This is a genomic window from Streptococcus sp. 27098_8_69, assembly GCF_041432445.1.
In the GTDB taxonomy this organism is placed as follows: domain Bacteria; phylum Bacillota; class Bacilli; order Lactobacillales; family Streptococcaceae; genus Streptococcus.
In genome coordinates this window covers 1-13,648 of the sequence record NZ_JAPVZO010000003.1, presented here as the reverse complement: position 1 = coordinate 13,648, position 13,648 = coordinate 1, and the positions used below count along the sequence as shown (strand labels likewise).

Genomic DNA, 13,648 nt, shown 5'->3' with positions numbered 1-13,648 from the left:
TACCTTATATGGGTACTTTTTTGATGATTTAGATAATTGTACCCGGACAAATCGTTTTTTTTTATCTTGTACTTGAGTCATTTCTACCTTAAAATAAAATTGTAGCTACCAATACAACTATTGAGGAAGAGAAAATGACTGAAAATCGTTATGAATTAAATAAAAATTTGGCACAGATGCTTAAAGGTGGCGTCATCATGGATGTTCAAAATCCTGAGCAAGCAAGAATTGCAGAGGCTGCAGGTGCGGCAGCTGTTATGGCCTTGGAGCGAATTCCAGCTGATATTCGTGCAGCTGGTGGCGTTTCCCGCATGAGTGATCCAAAGATGATTAAGGAAATCCAAGAAGCGGTTAGCATTCCAGTAATGGCCAAGGTCAGAATCGGGCATTTTGTTGAGGCTCAGATTTTAGAGGCTATTGAAATTGACTATATCGACGAGAGTGAAGTTCTATCTCCAGCTGACGACCGTTTCCATGTGGATAAGAAAGAATTCCAAGTTCCTTTTGTATGTGGGGCCAAGGACTTGGGTGAAGCCTTGCGTCGTATCGCTGAAGGTGCTTCTATGATTCGTACAAAAGGAGAACCGGGTACAGGAGATATTGTCCAAGCTGTTCGTCATATGCGTATGATGAATCAGGAAATTCGCCGCATTCAAAATCTACGTGAGGACGAACTTTATGTTGCTGCCAAGGACTTGCAAGTCCCTGTGGAATTGGTTCAATATGTCCATGAACATGGGAAATTGCCCGTTGTAAACTTCGCAGCTGGAGGCGTTGCAACGCCAGCAGATGCTGCGTTGATGATGCAATTAGGGGCAGAAGGTGTATTTGTCGGTTCAGGTATTTTCAAATCCGGAGATCCTGTTAAACGAGCGAGTGCTATTGTTAAGGCTGTGACTAACTTCCGTAATCCTCAAATCCTAGCTCAAATCTCTGAAGATTTAGGAGAAGCTATGGTTGGTATCAATGAAAATGAAATCCAAATTCTCATGGCAGAGCGAGGAAAATAGATGAAAATCGGAATATTAGCTTTGCAGGGAGCCTTTGTAGAACATGAAAAAGTGCTTGCTGAACTAGGAGTAGAAAGTGTTGAACTGCGAAATCTAGAAGATTTTCAGCAGCATCAGAGTAATCTGTCAGGATTGATTTTACCCGGAGGTGAGTCGACAGCTATGGGAAAACTCCTACGTGACCAGCAGATGCTACTTCCTCTGAGAGAGGCTATTCTCAATGGCTTACCAGTCTTTGGGACTTGTGCTGGTTTGATTCTGCTTGCGAGACAAATCACTTCTCAAGAGGAAAGTCATCTAGCGACTATGGATATGGTAGTAGAGCGTAATGCCTATGGGCGTCAGCTAGGAAGCTTTTATACCGAAGCAGACTGCAAGGGTGTTGGCAAGATTCCCATGACCTTTATCCGTGGACCTATTATTAGTGAAGTTGGTAAGGGTGTTGATGTTCTGGCAGTAGTGAACAATCAAATCGTTGCTGCTCAAGAAAAGAATATGCTAGTGACCTCCTTTCATCCGGAATTGACAAATGATCTTCGCTTGCATCAATACTTTATCAACATGTGCAAATAAAATAGGTCGGGATTTTCCCGGCCTATTTTTACATGTAATAAACAATGGCAATGTATTGGAGAGCTGAAGCTGCTAGAATGAAGAGATGCCAAATCATGTGGAAGTATGGTTTCTTCTTAGCGTAAAATCCAGCACCAACTGTATAGCAAAGCCCACCTGATACCATAAGAGTCCAAAAGATTGGATTTGTTTGACTGATGATTGCTGGTAGGATAGCCACAACTAACCAACCCATAATGAGGTAGAGCATTAGACTAAATTTTTCATTGACTTTTTTGGCAAATATTTTATAAAGAATACCAAAAATAGTTGTTCCCCATTGGATAGCAATAATGAGATAACCAAACCAGTTATTCATCAAAGTCAAAACGACAGGAGTATAAGAGCCAGCAATCGCAACATAAATCATGGAATGGTCGATAATGCGCAAGACATACTTATGAGTGGAACCATAAGCCATAGAATGATAGATGGTTGATGAAAGGAACATGAGAAAGAGGCTAATAACGAAAATCGACACCCCAATCGATGATAAAAATCCATGAGCTTCATAACTATAAGTCGATGAGATGGGGAGCAAAATCAGCATGATAAGTGCCCCTACAGCATGGGTGACACTGTTTGCTATCTCTTCTCCAAAACTAAGGCGCTTGCTAAGTTTAAAACTAGTATTCATTTGTTTCCTCCTCTTCATTTTCTGTATAGACAAGAGCAAGTGTCTGATGATAGAGTTTAACCGTTTGGCAACTTGCTTGGATAATAGGATTGGCTGGGTCAATGTCTTCGTTCATGTAGTACACAAAAGCGTTGTAAAGCTCTTCTGAGTTAGTCTCTGTGTGTAGGGTATTAAGGGTTTGAGCAATTTCCTGGATTGAAAAAACAGACTTGAGCGTTGTGATAGCAATTAATCGGGCGATTTGTTTGCGTTGGTATTTTTTCTTTTCAGGTTTGCTGATATAGCCGTGTTTGACATAGTTGTTCACCATTGATGCAGTTAAACCTTTCTCTTTAGCAAGAGAAATAGGGGAACAAACTTTATTTACATAAAGTAGGACCTGATCCAAATAGAGATCAATGTTTGGAATTTCGTCCCATTCTGGGTAGGAAAAAGTAGATTTCATTTCCAACTCCTGTTTATCTAGTTTTTATAACTAGATTATAAAATAATAGAAATCAAAAGTCAAGCTTTAACTGCTTGTAGAAAGCCTTAAATTATGCTATGATGAGAGAAACTAGTCAGAAAAGAGGAGATAAGATGGAAATTCGTTTAGCCTTTCCAAATGAAGTAGATGCAATTATGCAGGTGATTGAGGAAGCTAAAAAATGCTTGGCGGAAGCTGGTAGCACTCAGTGGCAAAATGGTTATCCAAATACTGATACGATTATCGAAGATATCATCTCTGGTCAGGCTTATGTAGCCTTGGACGAAGGAGAACTTTTAGCCTATGCAGCAGTGACTAAAAGTCCAGAAAAAGCTTATGAAGCCATTTATGATGGAAGTTGGGAAGAAAGAGAACCAGAATACCTAGTTTTTCATCGGATTGCGGTTTCTAGAGATGTCTAAGGCCAAGGTGTTGCTCAGACCTTCTTGGAAGGCTTGATTGAAGGCTTTGATTACCTAGATTTTCGTTCAGATACGCACGCTAAAAACAAGGCCATGCAACATATCTTTGAAAAACTTGACTTTAAACAGGTCGGTAAAGTTCCAGTAGATGGGGAACGTTTGGCCTATCAAAAATTAAAATCAAATGTCTAAGAATTATGCAAAGATGCTGTACAAGTCTCCGATTGGAATCTTATCTTTGGTAGCAGATGATCACTATCTGTTTGGGATATGGGTTGAAGCACAGAGCCATTTTGAGCGAGGTTTGTCGTTAGGTAATCTAGTTGAGGTGGAAAGTCATCCCATTTTAAATCAAATTGCTAGCTATTTAGATGCTTATTTTAAAGGACAAAATCAAGATTTGTCTCAGTTACCTTTGGCTCCTGTTGGTAGTGACTTTGAAAAAAGAGTCTGGAACTACTTGCGTGGAATTCCTTTTGGTCAGACTGTTACTTATGGACAAATAGCTAAGGACTTGCAAGTAGCTTCTGCACAAGCAATCGGAGGAGCAGTAGGGCGCAATCCCTGGTCTATTCTTGTCCCCTGTCACCGTGTGCTAGGTGCTGGAGGACGTCTGACAGGCTATGCTTGGGGACTTGATAAGAAGGCTTGGCTCTTAAAGCATGAAGGTGCAGCATTTCAAGAGAATAAAGAACAGAAAGAAAAGAAAATGTTAGAATTTATCGAATATCCAAAATGTACAACTTGTAAGAAAGCGAAAAAGGAGTTAGATCAACTCGGGCTAGAGTATAAAGATGTTCATATTGTAGAAGAAACTCCGAACGAAGAGGTCATTTTAAATTGGCTTGAAACTTCAGGATTTGAGTTGAAGCAATTTTTCAATACCAGTGGAATTAAATACCGTGAACTGGGCTTAAAAGATAAGGTTGGGACTTTATCCAAAAAAGAAGCAGCCAAACTCTTGGCCAGTGATGGTATGTTATTAAAACGTCCAATATTAGTGGAGAATGGTGTTGTTAAACAAATTGGCTATCGTAAAACCTACGACAACTTGGATTTGAAATAGTTTTTTTCTATCTCCTTGATAGGTAAAATATATAACCTCACACTTTTAAAGTATGATAAACTAGTAGGTAGACAAAGTCTCTTCTGCTCGTAGCAAATATTTTAAATCTAGGCAGAAGTATGATAGAATGATTCATTATCAGGAGAGGATGTTTCTATGAATGTTACAACACTTTTAGCATCAGATTGGTACCAAAACTTGATGCAGTATATTCCAGACGGTAAACTGTTTAGTTTTCGTTCTGTCTTTGATGGGATTCCAAGAATTGTACAACAATTGCCAACAACATTGATGTTGACAGTATTTGGTGCTTTTTTTGGTATCATCTTGGCCTTGGTTTTTGCTATTGTAAAAATTAATCGCGTTAGAATTCTTTATCCATTACAAGCATTCTTTGTTAGTTTCTTAAAAGGGACACCAATCCTAGTGCAGCTGATGTTGACTTACTATGGAATTCCTCTAGCATTAAAAGCGTTGAATCAACAATGGGGGACTGCTTTTAATATCAATGCGATTCCGGCTGCAGCTTTTGCCATTGTAGCTTTTGCTTTTAACGAAGCAGCTTATGCTAGTGAAACTATTCGTGCTGCTATTCTTTCTGTCAATCCTGGAGAGATTGAAGCCGCTCGTAGTCTTGGGATGACACGTGCACAAGTTTACCGTCGTGTGATTATTCCAAATGCAGCGGTAGTAGCGACTCCAACCTTGATTAACTCCCTAATCGGTTTGACTAAGGGGACTTCCCTAGCCTTTAGTGCTGGTGTTGTAGAAGTCTTTGCGCAAGCTCAGATTTTGGGTGGTGCAGACTACCGTTACTTCGAACGTTTCATCTCAGTTGCCCTTGTATACTGGGTGGTAAATATCGCTATTGAAAATCTTGGTCGCTTTATTGAGAGAAAAATGGCAATCGAAGCACCAGATAATGTGAAAACAGATGTGAAAGGAGACCTTCGCTAATGATTAAGATTTCAAATTTAAGCAAATCCTTTTCAGGTCAAACCGTCTTGGATCATCTGAATTTAGATATTCAAAAAGGGGAAGTAGTGGCTTTGATTGGTTCATCAGGAGCAGGGAAATCAACCTTTCTTCGTAGCCTAAATTATCTGGAAACACCTGATAGTGGAAGCATTCAGATTGATGATTTTAAAGTTGATTTTTCTCAAATTACTCAAGAAGAAATCCTGACTCTCCGCCGCAAGTTGTCCATGGTGTTCCAACAGTTCAACTTATTTGAACGTAGAACAGCCCTAGACAATGTCAAGGAAGGTTTGGTAGTTGTTAAAAAACTATCAGATGAAGAAGCAACTAAGATTGCCAAAGAAGAGTTGGCTAAGGTTGGTCTTTCAGATCGTCAACAGCACTATCCTCGCCACTTATCAGGTGGACAAAAACAACGGGTAGCTTTGGCGCGTGCTTTAGCCATGAAGCCAGCAATCTTGCTCTTGGATGAACCTACTTCAGCCCTTGATCCAGAATTAGTTGGTGAGGTAGAACGATCTATTGCTAATGCTGCCAAATCAGGTCAAACTATGATTTTGGTCAGTCACGATATGTCCTTTGTTTCTCAGGTAGCCGATAAGGTTTTGTTCTTGGATAAAGGAAAGATTATTGAGTCTGGAACACCAGATGAGATTATCAATCATCCTAAAGAAGAACGAACAAAAGAATTCTTTGCTAGTTACAAACGGACCTATATTTGATATAATAGAAGATAAGAAAGACTCAGTTGGCTAGGCTAACTGGGTTTGCTATTTAAAATTAATAGAAATGAGAGAGAGCATGCTAGTTCAGCTATTTGCTTTGTATTTAGAGAGTTTAGTGTTGACAATTCTACTGGTCTTGATTATTTTGGGACTCTGGATTGGACTTAGAGCTCTGTCTGGGGTTGACAAAACTGCTAAAGCACGTCAAGCCCATCTCTACGATATGATTATGATTGGAGTTTTAACAATTCCAGTATTGTCTTTTGCAACCATGAGTATTTTGTTGGTTCTCAAGGCTTAATAGTTGTAAAATGGGATTTAATTCGTTAGAATAAAAATAGTTACAACAAGAAAGAAGGAAAGAGAATGTACGATACGATTATTATCGGTGCAGGTCCTGCTGGGATGACTGCAGCCTTGTATGCAGCACGCAGTAATCTGAAAGTGGCTTTGATTGAAGGGGGCCTTCCAGGAGGTCAGATGAATAATACTTCTGACATTGAAAACTATCCAGGTTATGCAAATATCAGTGGCCCGGAATTAGCTGAAAAAATGTTTGAACCTCTTGAAAATTTAGGTGTTGAACATCTCTATGGCTTTGTTGAAAATATTGAGGATCATGGCGAATTCAAAAAAGTCGTAACAGACGACCAAGTTTATGAAACTCGCACAGTTATCGTAGCGACTGGTTCCAAACACCGTCTCTTGGGAGTTCCAGGTGAAGAAGAACTCAATAGCCGTGGTGTTTCTTACTGTGCGGTTTGTGATGGAGCCTTTTTCCGCGACCAAGATTTGTTGGTCGTAGGTGGAGGTGACTCAGCAGTTGAAGAAGCAATCTTCTTAACACGATTTGCTAAATCTGTAATTATCATTCACCGTCGTGATGAGCTTCGTGCTCAAAAAGTCTTGCAAGATAGAGCTTTTGCCAATGAAAAAATCAACTTCATTTGGGATTCGGTTGTCAAAGAAATCAAGGGTGAAAACCGTGTTGAGTCGGTTGCCATTGAAAATGTTAAAACAGGACAAGTGACAGACCAAGCCTTTGGTGGTGTCTTCATTTATGTCGGCCTAGACCCTGTTAGTGACTTCGTTCAAGAGTTGCAGATTCGAGACCAAGCGGGTTGGATTGTGACAGACGACCACATGAAAACAAGCGTTGCAGGGGTCTTCGCAGTTGGGGATGTTCGTCAGAAAGATCTTCGTCAGGTTACAACAGCTGTTGGAGATGGTGCTATTGCAGGTCAAGAGGCCTATAAATATATTACTGAACATAGTTAAAAAGGCGGTGGGACAGAAATCGATAGACAAAGTCTCGATTTTGTAGTCCCAGCCCGCGAGTATGATTAGAGCTTTTTGGAGTCCAAAAGACGAACAAAAAGTTCAATCAGCTACCGCGTCAAAGTTTGATTACTAATAAAAAGTGAGGTCGGGATCTTTTGTCCCAACCTCACTTTTTATTAGAGTCGATTTCGGAAGACTTCGTACATGAGGATAGCAGCTGCGACACTGGCATTGAGGCTCTGTACGTGACCATTCATAGGAATGGTGATCATTTCGTCTACTTGTTTCTTGATGTTGCTTGAAATACCTTTGCCTTCATTTCCGATGATGAGAGCAATCTTTCCTTTGGTATTCCATTTGTGGCAAGGAGTTCCATTCATATCAGTACCGAATGTCCAGAAGCCTTCATCCTTGAGTTTGTCCAAGGTTTGGCTGAGATTGGTCACGCGAGCGATAGGAACGTGTTCAATCGCACCTGTTGCTGTTTTTGCTACGACAGGAGTAACACCGACAGCTCGGTGCTTGGGAATGATGACACCTGAAACATTGGTTGCATCCGCTGTTCTCAAGATAGAACCGAGATTATGTGGGTCCGTTAAACCATCAAGAATAAGTAGTAGTGGATTTTCTTCTTGACGTGTCTTAGCAAGAATTTGCTCAAGTTCAGTGTAGGCAAATTCAGAAACGCGCAAGACAAAACCTTGGTGAACAGCTCCTTCAGTCATCTCAGAAAGTGATTTTTTAGAAGTCCAAGAAATGGATACTTTCTTTTCAGTAGCCAATTCCTTAACTTTTTCCACATTCTTTCCTCGTAAATCTTCCTGAAGGTAGAGTTTGTTTCCAGTATTTGCTAAGAGAGCTTCTGTGACGGCATGAACGCCATAGACAATATCGTTTGTTTTCATATCTTCATTATAACACAAAATCCCGTCTTGCAACGGGATTTTCTTTATTCAAGAATGAGCAAACCATCTTTAACTTCAAATGGGTCTTTTTCATTGATACGATCGTAGAACATAATGCCATTTAAGTGGTCAATTTCGTGTTGAACTACAATAGAATTATAGCCTTTTAGTTTGATGCGGTGCTTTTCTCCATCCTTATCAAAATAGTCAACAGTTACTCGAGCATGGCGGATAACATAACCTGGAACAGCACGGTCAACAGACAAGCAACCTTCTCCTTCACCTAGAGCAGCATCTTGGACTGAATGTGAGACGATTTTAGGATTGTACATAACAGCTTGTAAGTCATAGGCTTCTTGAGGAGTTTCACCTTCCTCAGTGATATTTGGTACTAGCACGGCGATGATGCGTTTTGAGATATCCAGCTGTGGTGCAGCAAGCCCAACACCTCCACGTAAACCTAATTTTTCAGCCATAACAGGATCTTGCGAGTGTTTCAAAAATTGCATCATTTTTTCTCCAAGAATGATATCTTGGTCGCTCAAGGGGAAAGAGACCTCTTCGGCAACGGCACGAAGAGTAGGGTTCCCTTCGCGGATAATATCTTTCATATCGATTAAGTGAGCAGCTTTGGTAATTCGTTCTATAGCAGACATATTCTTTCCTTTCCTTCTATTACAATTACATGATAACACAAAACAGACGAGAAAGAAAGTCACAGAAGCTGTTAAAAAATTATAGAATAAAAGGAAATACCTATTTGTCTGTGGTATAATAGAATAAGAAAAATGACTTTAAAATTATGGGAGAAAAGATATGGAACAACGTAGTAGTAGAAGAAAAAGTGGTCCCGTTTTACAAGCTATTAGACATTCTGTTCGATTTTTCAGGAACTATAAGCAGTGGAATAATCGCACTTTTATTGTGGTCTTGTTAGCTTCGGTAGCCGTCTCGATGATGCTTACTTTATTAGTGGAAGGAGCTCGAGGGATTTCTTTAAGCAGTAGTGATCCAAGTTCCACACACCAACAGTCAAGTTCTCAGGCAAAGAATGCAGAGGCGGAACAAGAAACGAGTGCGCGTATCATGGCAAATGGTGATTTGCTCTATCATGACATTATCTACATTTCAGCCAAAAAATCAGACGGTACCTATGATTTCCATGAAAATTTTGAATATGTGAAACCTTGGCTTAAGCAAGCAGACTTAGTTCTTGGTGATTTCGAAGGAACCGTAAATAAAGACCACTATCTTGCAGGTTATCCTTTGTTTAATGCGCCTGGTGAAGTCATGGACGCTATAAAAGATGCGGGCTATCAAGTGCTAGATTTGGCTCACAATCATATCTTGGATTCTCAGATTGAGGGAGTGGTTTCAACTGCAGATGCTATTGAAAAGGCAGGAATGACACCAGTCGGGGTTTATACCCATGAATCACGAGATAAGGCGCCTTTAGTTATCAAGGAAGTCAATGGTATTAAAGTTGCTATTTTAGCTTATTCCTATGGTTTTAACGGCATTGAACAAAGCATTTCTCAAGAGGATTATAATCGTTATCTTTCAGACTTAGACGAAGATAAAATGAAGGCTGAAATTGAACGAGCAGAGAAGGAGGCGGATATTACAATCATCATGCCTCAGATGGGAGTAGAGTATCAAATTGAGCCGACTGAGGAGCAAAAGAAACTTTACCATAAAATGATTGATTGGGGAGCTGATATTATCTTTGGTGGTCACCCTCACGTTGTTGAACCAGCTGAAACGGTTGAAAAAGACGGTGATAAAAAGCTTATCATCTACTCTATGGGGAATTTTATCTCAAATCAACGGATTGAAACCATGCAGGATGTTGAAAATGCCAAGTGGACGGAACGTGGAGTCCTCATGGATGTGACTATTAAGAAGAAATCCGGAAAAACGACTATTGAGACGGCTCAAGCTCATCCAAGTTGGGTGAGTCGTACTCCAAAGGGAGGCTATTCTCCAGAAGGCTACCCACTCTATCTTTACCAAACCTATATCTTGGAAGATTTTATAGAGGGCGGGAAATACCGAAGTCAGTTAGACGAGGCCACCAAGCAAAGGATTGATACAGCCTATAAAGAAATGAACGAGCATGTAGGTTTGAAGTGGTAGTGACTTGGACCACAAGGAGACACAATGGAAATTAAGATAATAGCGACGGATATGGACGGTACTTTGTTGGATCCTCAAGGACAACTGGACCTACCTCGACTAGAGAAAATTTTAGATCAGTTAGATCAACGTGGCGTTCGTTTTGTCATTGCAACGGGAAATGAAGTTCATCGTATGCGACAATTATTAGAGCATTTAGCAGAGAGAGTGGTTCTTGTGGTTGCTAATGGTGCTCGTATATTCGAAAATGATCAATTGATTCAAGCTCAGACTTGGGATGATGACATGGTTACTCGGGCTTTAGAATTTTTCAAGTGCCGAGAATGCCAGGATCAGTTTGTCGTAACTGCTATGAATGGCGGTTTTGTCAAGGAAGGAACTGTCTTTACAGAACTTGATAAATTTATGACTCCGGAGATGATAGAGAAATTCTATCAACGAATGCACTTTGTTGATGAATTTGACTCCAGTCTCTTTGGAGGTGTCCTCAAGATGAGTATGGTTGTTGGAGAAGAACGATCAAATTCTGTTTTACAAGAAATCAATGAATTATTTGATGGTCAGGTTCGAGCTGTTTCTAGTGGCTACGGCTGTATTGATATTTTACAAGATGGGATTCATAAGGCGTGGGGCCTAGAAGAATTGCTCAAACGTTGGAACTTAAAACCTGACCAAATCATGGCCTTTGGTGATAGTGAAAATGACATCGAAATGTTAGAGTTGGCAGGAATTTCTTACGCCATGGAAAATGCTGAGGAGTCTGTTAAGGAAGTTGCGACAAAAGTAGCCCCAGCCAACAGTCAGGCGGGTGTTTACCAAGTTTTAGAAAATTGGCTAGAAAGAGGAGAATAACTTGGCAGTACAGCTTTTAGAAAACTGGCTCTTAAAAGAGCAAGAGAAAATCCAAACCAAGTATCGTGAACTCAATCAGATTTCTGTAATTGAACCTAATATCATTTTTATTGGTGATTCTATTATTGAGTATTATCCCTTGCAAGAATTATTGGGAACGTCAAAAACCATTGTGAACCGAGGGATTCGAGGCTACCAGACTGGACTTTTACAAGAAAATCTTGATGCCCATCTCTATGGCGATGCAGTGGATCAAATTGTACTTTTGATTGGGACAAATGACATTGGAAAAGATGTTCCAATGAATGAAGCGCTAAACAATCTTGAGAGTGTGATTCAAACTATTTCATGCGACTATCCACTGTCACAGATAAAGCTAGTTTCAATCTTGCCGGTCAATGAGGGGGAGGATTTTAAACAGACAGTTTATATTCGTACCAATGAGAAAATCAATGCCTGGAACCAAGCCTATCAAGACCTCGCCTCTGCCTATATGCAGGTTGAATTTGTGCCTGTTTTTGAGAACTTACTCGATCAGGATGGGCAACTCAAGGCAGACTATACAACGGATGGTCTTCACCTCAGTGTCGCTGGTTATCAAGCCTTATCAAATACTTTAAAAAAATATATTTTCTAGGTTCAGTATAGATGAACAAGATTTTTTATGATTAATATTTTTGGTAAAATAAATATGTTGTTAATATTATTAAAAAAATTCTCTCAATACTAGCGATCTCATGTTAGTTGATGATACCATTCACTTGTCGGAGGATATACTAAATAATAGACCTTGAAAGTATTAAAATCTGGATAAATTGATTAAGGAAGTCAAATCAATTTCTAGCAATGTTTTAGAAGTCACAGTGCACTATTCTGTATGCAATCTACTATCTGCTCTTCATTTGACAATTCGATACAATAAAAAGCTCCATAATATCTATAGGAATTTGCCTATTACAAATATTATTGAGCTTTTTTGGCTCTTTCCTACTATTTGTCAAGTCTATCAAGGTTTTAAGAATCAAATGAGACAAGACAGTAGCTGTTTTGAGGCTACTGTCATATTTTCAACAAAAATAAATCGTTTTCACTTGACAAAAATTGGTCTATACCATATAATAAAATAAAGAATATGGAGGACAAAATTATGAAAGTTATTCAAGTGGAAAATCCAATTGAAGGTGGAAAAGTTGCTTTTGATATCTTAAAAGAAAAATTGGAAAACGGTGCACAAACATTGGGACTTGCAACAGGAAGTAGCCCTCTGGAGTTTTACCAACAAATCGTTGAGAGCGATCTTGATTTTTCAAATCTTACAAGTGTGAACTTGGATGAGTACGTAGGTCTTGATGGGGACAATCCTCAATCATATCGTTACTTCATGCAAGAAAATCTTTTCAATAAGAAACCATTTAAAGAAAGCTTCTTGCCACGTGGTGTCAAGGATAATGCAGAAGCAGAAGTAGAACGCTACAACCAAATTCTTGCTGACCATCCAGTTGACCTACAAATCTTAGGAATTGGTCGCAATGGTCATATAGGCTTTAATGAACCAGGCACACCATTTGATAGTCAAACTCACCTTGTAGAGCTTGACCAGTCTACTATCGAAGCTAACGCGCGCTTCTTTGAGAAGATTGAAGATGTTCCAACCCAAGCTATTTCAATGGGGATTAAGAACATTTTGGATGCTAAGTCTATCCTTCTATTTGCTTATGGTGAATCAAAAGCAGAAGCTATCGCTGGAACTGTTGAAGGCCCTGTGACAGAAAGTCTACCTGCAAGTAGCCTGCAAAACCATCCAGATGTGACCATTATCGCAGATGCAGCAGCACTCAGCTTGTTAAAAAAATAAGATTTTAATCATTAAAGACCATTCGATCCTATGGATTGGGTGGTTTTTTGGTTTGGGTATATTTCAAATATGATAAGGGTTGAAAATCAAAATTTTTATATTTTTTACATGAAGAAGACAAATTTGACTGTTCTTCACTTTCTGCTTTATGTCAGTATTTAGCAAAGTTAGAAACTATTAGTTTAGGTCAAGTAAAGGATTTATATTTTATTCGAGAGCAAATACTGAAACATCTTGTTGATCACGTTGGCAGCAAGGACTTATATACCATTTTTGATCTACCGTCAGATTATTGGGAGTGCCTAGACCACATGGGGTTAGAAATTAAAAAATTAAGTGTTCGTTTAGAACAAACCTTAGAAGTGGAGAACTAGGCTAGATATAATGGTAAAATCTTGTAAATTTTAAATTGAATGATTTGGGAGAATTTCATTTTTTTCTTGACAATTTTCTTCATTCCGTGTAAAATAGAATAGATCTTGAACTTGAAGGGAGTGAAAAAAATGTCTAAAACAGTAGTACGTAAGAATGAATCTCTTGACGATGCTCTTCGTCGTTTCAAACGTGCAGTTACTAAAGCTGGTACTCTTCAAGAAACACGCAAACGTGAATTCTATGAAAAACCTTCTGTAAAACGTAAACGTAAGTCAGAAGCAGCTCGTAAACGTAAAAAATTCTAATTAATAAGAAAGGCTAGAGTAAT

At 39.3% G+C, this 13,648-nt stretch carries 16 protein-coding genes and 2 pseudogenes; 14 read left to right on the top strand and 4 right to left on the bottom strand.

What is annotated here, in order from left to right; genetic code table 11:
- Window positions 1–134: 134 nt before the first annotated feature.
- Both pdxS and pdxT read left to right on the top strand, forming a co-directional pair.
- Window positions 135–1,010, top strand: a complete 876-nt coding sequence (gene pdxS / locus O3658_RS01975; protein ID WP_000138517.1) for a pyridoxal 5'-phosphate synthase lyase subunit PdxS — start codon at window positions 135–137, stop codon at window positions 1,008–1,010.
- The gene (gene pdxT / locus O3658_RS01970) at window positions 1,011–1,583 is read left to right on the top strand and encodes a pyridoxal 5'-phosphate synthase glutaminase subunit PdxT (RefSeq protein WP_371559087.1); all 573 of its coding nucleotides are present in this window, start codon (window positions 1,011–1,013) and stop codon (window positions 1,581–1,583) included. It abuts the gene before it with no gap.
- 28 nt (window positions 1,584–1,611) lie between these two features.
- Here the strand turns inward: pdxT and O3658_RS01965 are convergent, their stop codons facing one another.
- Entirely contained in the window at window positions 1,612–2,259 is a 648-nt protein-coding gene (locus O3658_RS01965; protein ID WP_315639336.1) for a hemolysin III family protein, read from the bottom strand.
- Entirely contained in the window at window positions 2,249–2,704 is a 456-nt protein-coding gene (locus tag O3658_RS01960) for a DUF1836 domain-containing protein (RefSeq protein WP_371559086.1), read from the bottom strand. The genes O3658_RS01965 and O3658_RS01960 overlap by 11 nt, the downstream gene beginning before the upstream one ends.
- Before the next feature lie 134 nt (window positions 2,705–2,838).
- On the opposite strand from O3658_RS01960, the pseudogene O3658_RS01955 reads away from it, so the two are divergent.
- The 7 genes and pseudogenes from O3658_RS01955 to trxB all read left to right on the top strand — a co-directional run bounded on the left by O3658_RS01955 (window position 2,839) and on the right by trxB (window position 7,194).
- A pseudogene (locus O3658_RS01955) lies at window positions 2,839–3,339 on the top strand (N-acetyltransferase family protein).
- A pseudogene (locus O3658_RS01950) lies at window positions 3,332–3,841 on the top strand (methylated-DNA--[protein]-cysteine S-methyltransferase); the annotation flags it as partial. The pseudogenes O3658_RS01955 and O3658_RS01950, both read left to right, overlap by 8 nt.
- Before the next feature lie 15 nt (window positions 3,842–3,856).
- Window positions 3,857–4,213: a Spx/MgsR family RNA polymerase-binding regulatory protein gene (locus O3658_RS01945; RefSeq protein ID WP_371559133.1), complete on the top strand. Its 357-nt coding sequence runs from the start codon at window positions 3,857–3,859 to the stop codon at window positions 4,211–4,213.
- Between the two features lie 156 nt (window positions 4,214–4,369).
- Complete coding sequence (locus O3658_RS01940; RefSeq protein ID WP_045762916.1) at window positions 4,370–5,170, top strand: amino acid ABC transporter permease; 801 nt, start codon at window positions 4,370–4,372, stop codon at window positions 5,168–5,170.
- Window positions 5,170–5,913, top strand: a complete 744-nt coding sequence (locus O3658_RS01935) for an amino acid ABC transporter ATP-binding protein (protein ID WP_311522753.1) — start codon at window positions 5,170–5,172, stop codon at window positions 5,911–5,913. Before O3658_RS01940 ends, O3658_RS01935 begins: the two co-directional genes overlap by 1 nt.
- 79 nt (window positions 5,914–5,992) lie before the next feature.
- Window positions 5,993–6,217 (top strand): DUF4059 family protein, encoded by a 225-nt coding sequence (locus tag O3658_RS01930; protein WP_000960970.1) that lies wholly within the window; start codon window positions 5,993–5,995, stop codon window positions 6,215–6,217.
- A 65-nt stretch (window positions 6,218–6,282) separates the two neighbouring features.
- On the top strand, window positions 6,283–7,194 hold the full coding sequence (trxB, locus tag O3658_RS01925; RefSeq protein WP_371559085.1) for a thioredoxin-disulfide reductase: 912 nt from the start codon (window positions 6,283–6,285) through the stop codon (window positions 7,192–7,194).
- A 179-nt stretch (window positions 7,195–7,373) separates the two neighbouring features.
- Here trxB and rlmB read toward each other — a convergent pair whose 3' ends face one another.
- Together rlmB and def are read right to left on the bottom strand one after the other, a co-directional pair.
- Complete coding sequence (gene rlmB, locus O3658_RS01920; RefSeq protein ID WP_000855759.1) at window positions 7,374–8,102, bottom strand: 23S rRNA (guanosine(2251)-2'-O)-methyltransferase RlmB; 729 nt, start codon at window positions 8,100–8,102, stop codon at window positions 7,374–7,376.
- A 44-nt stretch (window positions 8,103–8,146) separates the two neighbouring features.
- On the bottom strand, window positions 8,147–8,758 hold the full coding sequence (gene def, locus O3658_RS01915) for a peptide deformylase (RefSeq protein ID WP_001272935.1): 612 nt from the start codon (window positions 8,756–8,758) through the stop codon (window positions 8,147–8,149).
- A 160-nt stretch (window positions 8,759–8,918) separates the two neighbouring features.
- On the opposite strand from def, the gene O3658_RS01910 reads away from it, so the two are divergent.
- From O3658_RS01910 to rpsU, 5 genes are all read left to right on the top strand, one after another.
- Window positions 8,919–10,238, top strand: a complete 1,320-nt coding sequence (locus tag O3658_RS01910) for a CapA family protein (protein WP_371559084.1) — start codon at window positions 8,919–8,921, stop codon at window positions 10,236–10,238.
- A gap of 24 nt (window positions 10,239–10,262) precedes the next feature.
- On the top strand, window positions 10,263–11,090 hold the full coding sequence (locus tag O3658_RS01905) for a Cof-type HAD-IIB family hydrolase (RefSeq protein WP_371559083.1): 828 nt from the start codon (window positions 10,263–10,265) through the stop codon (window positions 11,088–11,090).
- Window position 11,091: 1 nt separating this feature from the next.
- A complete protein-coding gene (locus tag O3658_RS01900; RefSeq protein ID WP_371559082.1) occupies window positions 11,092–11,727 on the top strand; it encodes an SGNH/GDSL hydrolase family protein in 636 nt (211 codons plus the stop codon).
- A gap of 510 nt (window positions 11,728–12,237) precedes the next feature.
- Entirely contained in the window at window positions 12,238–12,945 is a 708-nt protein-coding gene (locus tag O3658_RS01895) for a glucosamine-6-phosphate deaminase (protein WP_049526994.1), read from the top strand.
- 503 nt (window positions 12,946–13,448) lie between these two features.
- Window positions 13,449–13,625, top strand: coding sequence for a 30S ribosomal protein S21 (rpsU, locus tag O3658_RS01890; protein ID WP_000048054.1), 177 nt, complete (start codon window positions 13,449–13,451; stop codon window positions 13,623–13,625).
- Window positions 13,626–13,648: the final 23 nt, after the last annotated feature.

What these genes read in the sequence shown, in the direction of transcription:
- O3658_RS01930 (WP_000960970.1), top strand. Translation starts at nt 5,993, where the DNA reads ATGCTAGTTCAGCTATTTGCTTTGTATTTAGAGAGTTTAGTGTTGACA.
- O3658_RS01960 (WP_371559086.1), bottom strand. Translation starts at nt 2,704, where the DNA reads ATGAAATCTACTTTTTCCTACCCAGAATGGGACGAAATTCCAAACATT.
- def (WP_001272935.1), bottom strand. Translation starts at nt 8,758, where the DNA reads ATGTCTGCTATAGAACGAATTACCAAAGCTGCTCACTTAATCGATATG.
- pdxS (WP_000138517.1), top strand. Translation starts at nt 135, where the DNA reads ATGACTGAAAATCGTTATGAATTAAATAAAAATTTGGCACAGATGCTT.
- rpsU (WP_000048054.1), top strand. Translation starts at nt 13,449, where the DNA reads ATGTCTAAAACAGTAGTACGTAAGAATGAATCTCTTGACGATGCTCTT.
- trxB (WP_371559085.1), top strand. Translation starts at nt 6,283, where the DNA reads ATGTACGATACGATTATTATCGGTGCAGGTCCTGCTGGGATGACTGCA.
- O3658_RS01910 (WP_371559084.1), top strand. Translation starts at nt 8,919, where the DNA reads ATGGAACAACGTAGTAGTAGAAGAAAAAGTGGTCCCGTTTTACAAGCT.
- rlmB (WP_000855759.1), bottom strand. Translation starts at nt 8,102, where the DNA reads ATGAAAACAAACGATATTGTCTATGGCGTTCATGCCGTCACAGAAGCT.
- pdxT (WP_371559087.1), top strand. Translation starts at nt 1,011, where the DNA reads ATGAAAATCGGAATATTAGCTTTGCAGGGAGCCTTTGTAGAACATGAA.
- O3658_RS01895 (WP_049526994.1), top strand. Translation starts at nt 12,238, where the DNA reads ATGAAAGTTATTCAAGTGGAAAATCCAATTGAAGGTGGAAAAGTTGCT.
- O3658_RS01905 (WP_371559083.1), top strand. Translation starts at nt 10,263, where the DNA reads ATGGAAATTAAGATAATAGCGACGGATATGGACGGTACTTTGTTGGAT.
- O3658_RS01935 (WP_311522753.1), top strand. Translation starts at nt 5,170, where the DNA reads ATGATTAAGATTTCAAATTTAAGCAAATCCTTTTCAGGTCAAACCGTC.
- O3658_RS01965 (WP_315639336.1), bottom strand. Translation starts at nt 2,259, where the DNA reads ATGAATACTAGTTTTAAACTTAGCAAGCGCCTTAGTTTTGGAGAAGAG.
- O3658_RS01945 (WP_371559133.1), top strand. Translation starts at nt 3,857, where the DNA reads ATGTTAGAATTTATCGAATATCCAAAATGTACAACTTGTAAGAAAGCG.
- O3658_RS01940 (WP_045762916.1), top strand. Translation starts at nt 4,370, where the DNA reads ATGAATGTTACAACACTTTTAGCATCAGATTGGTACCAAAACTTGATG.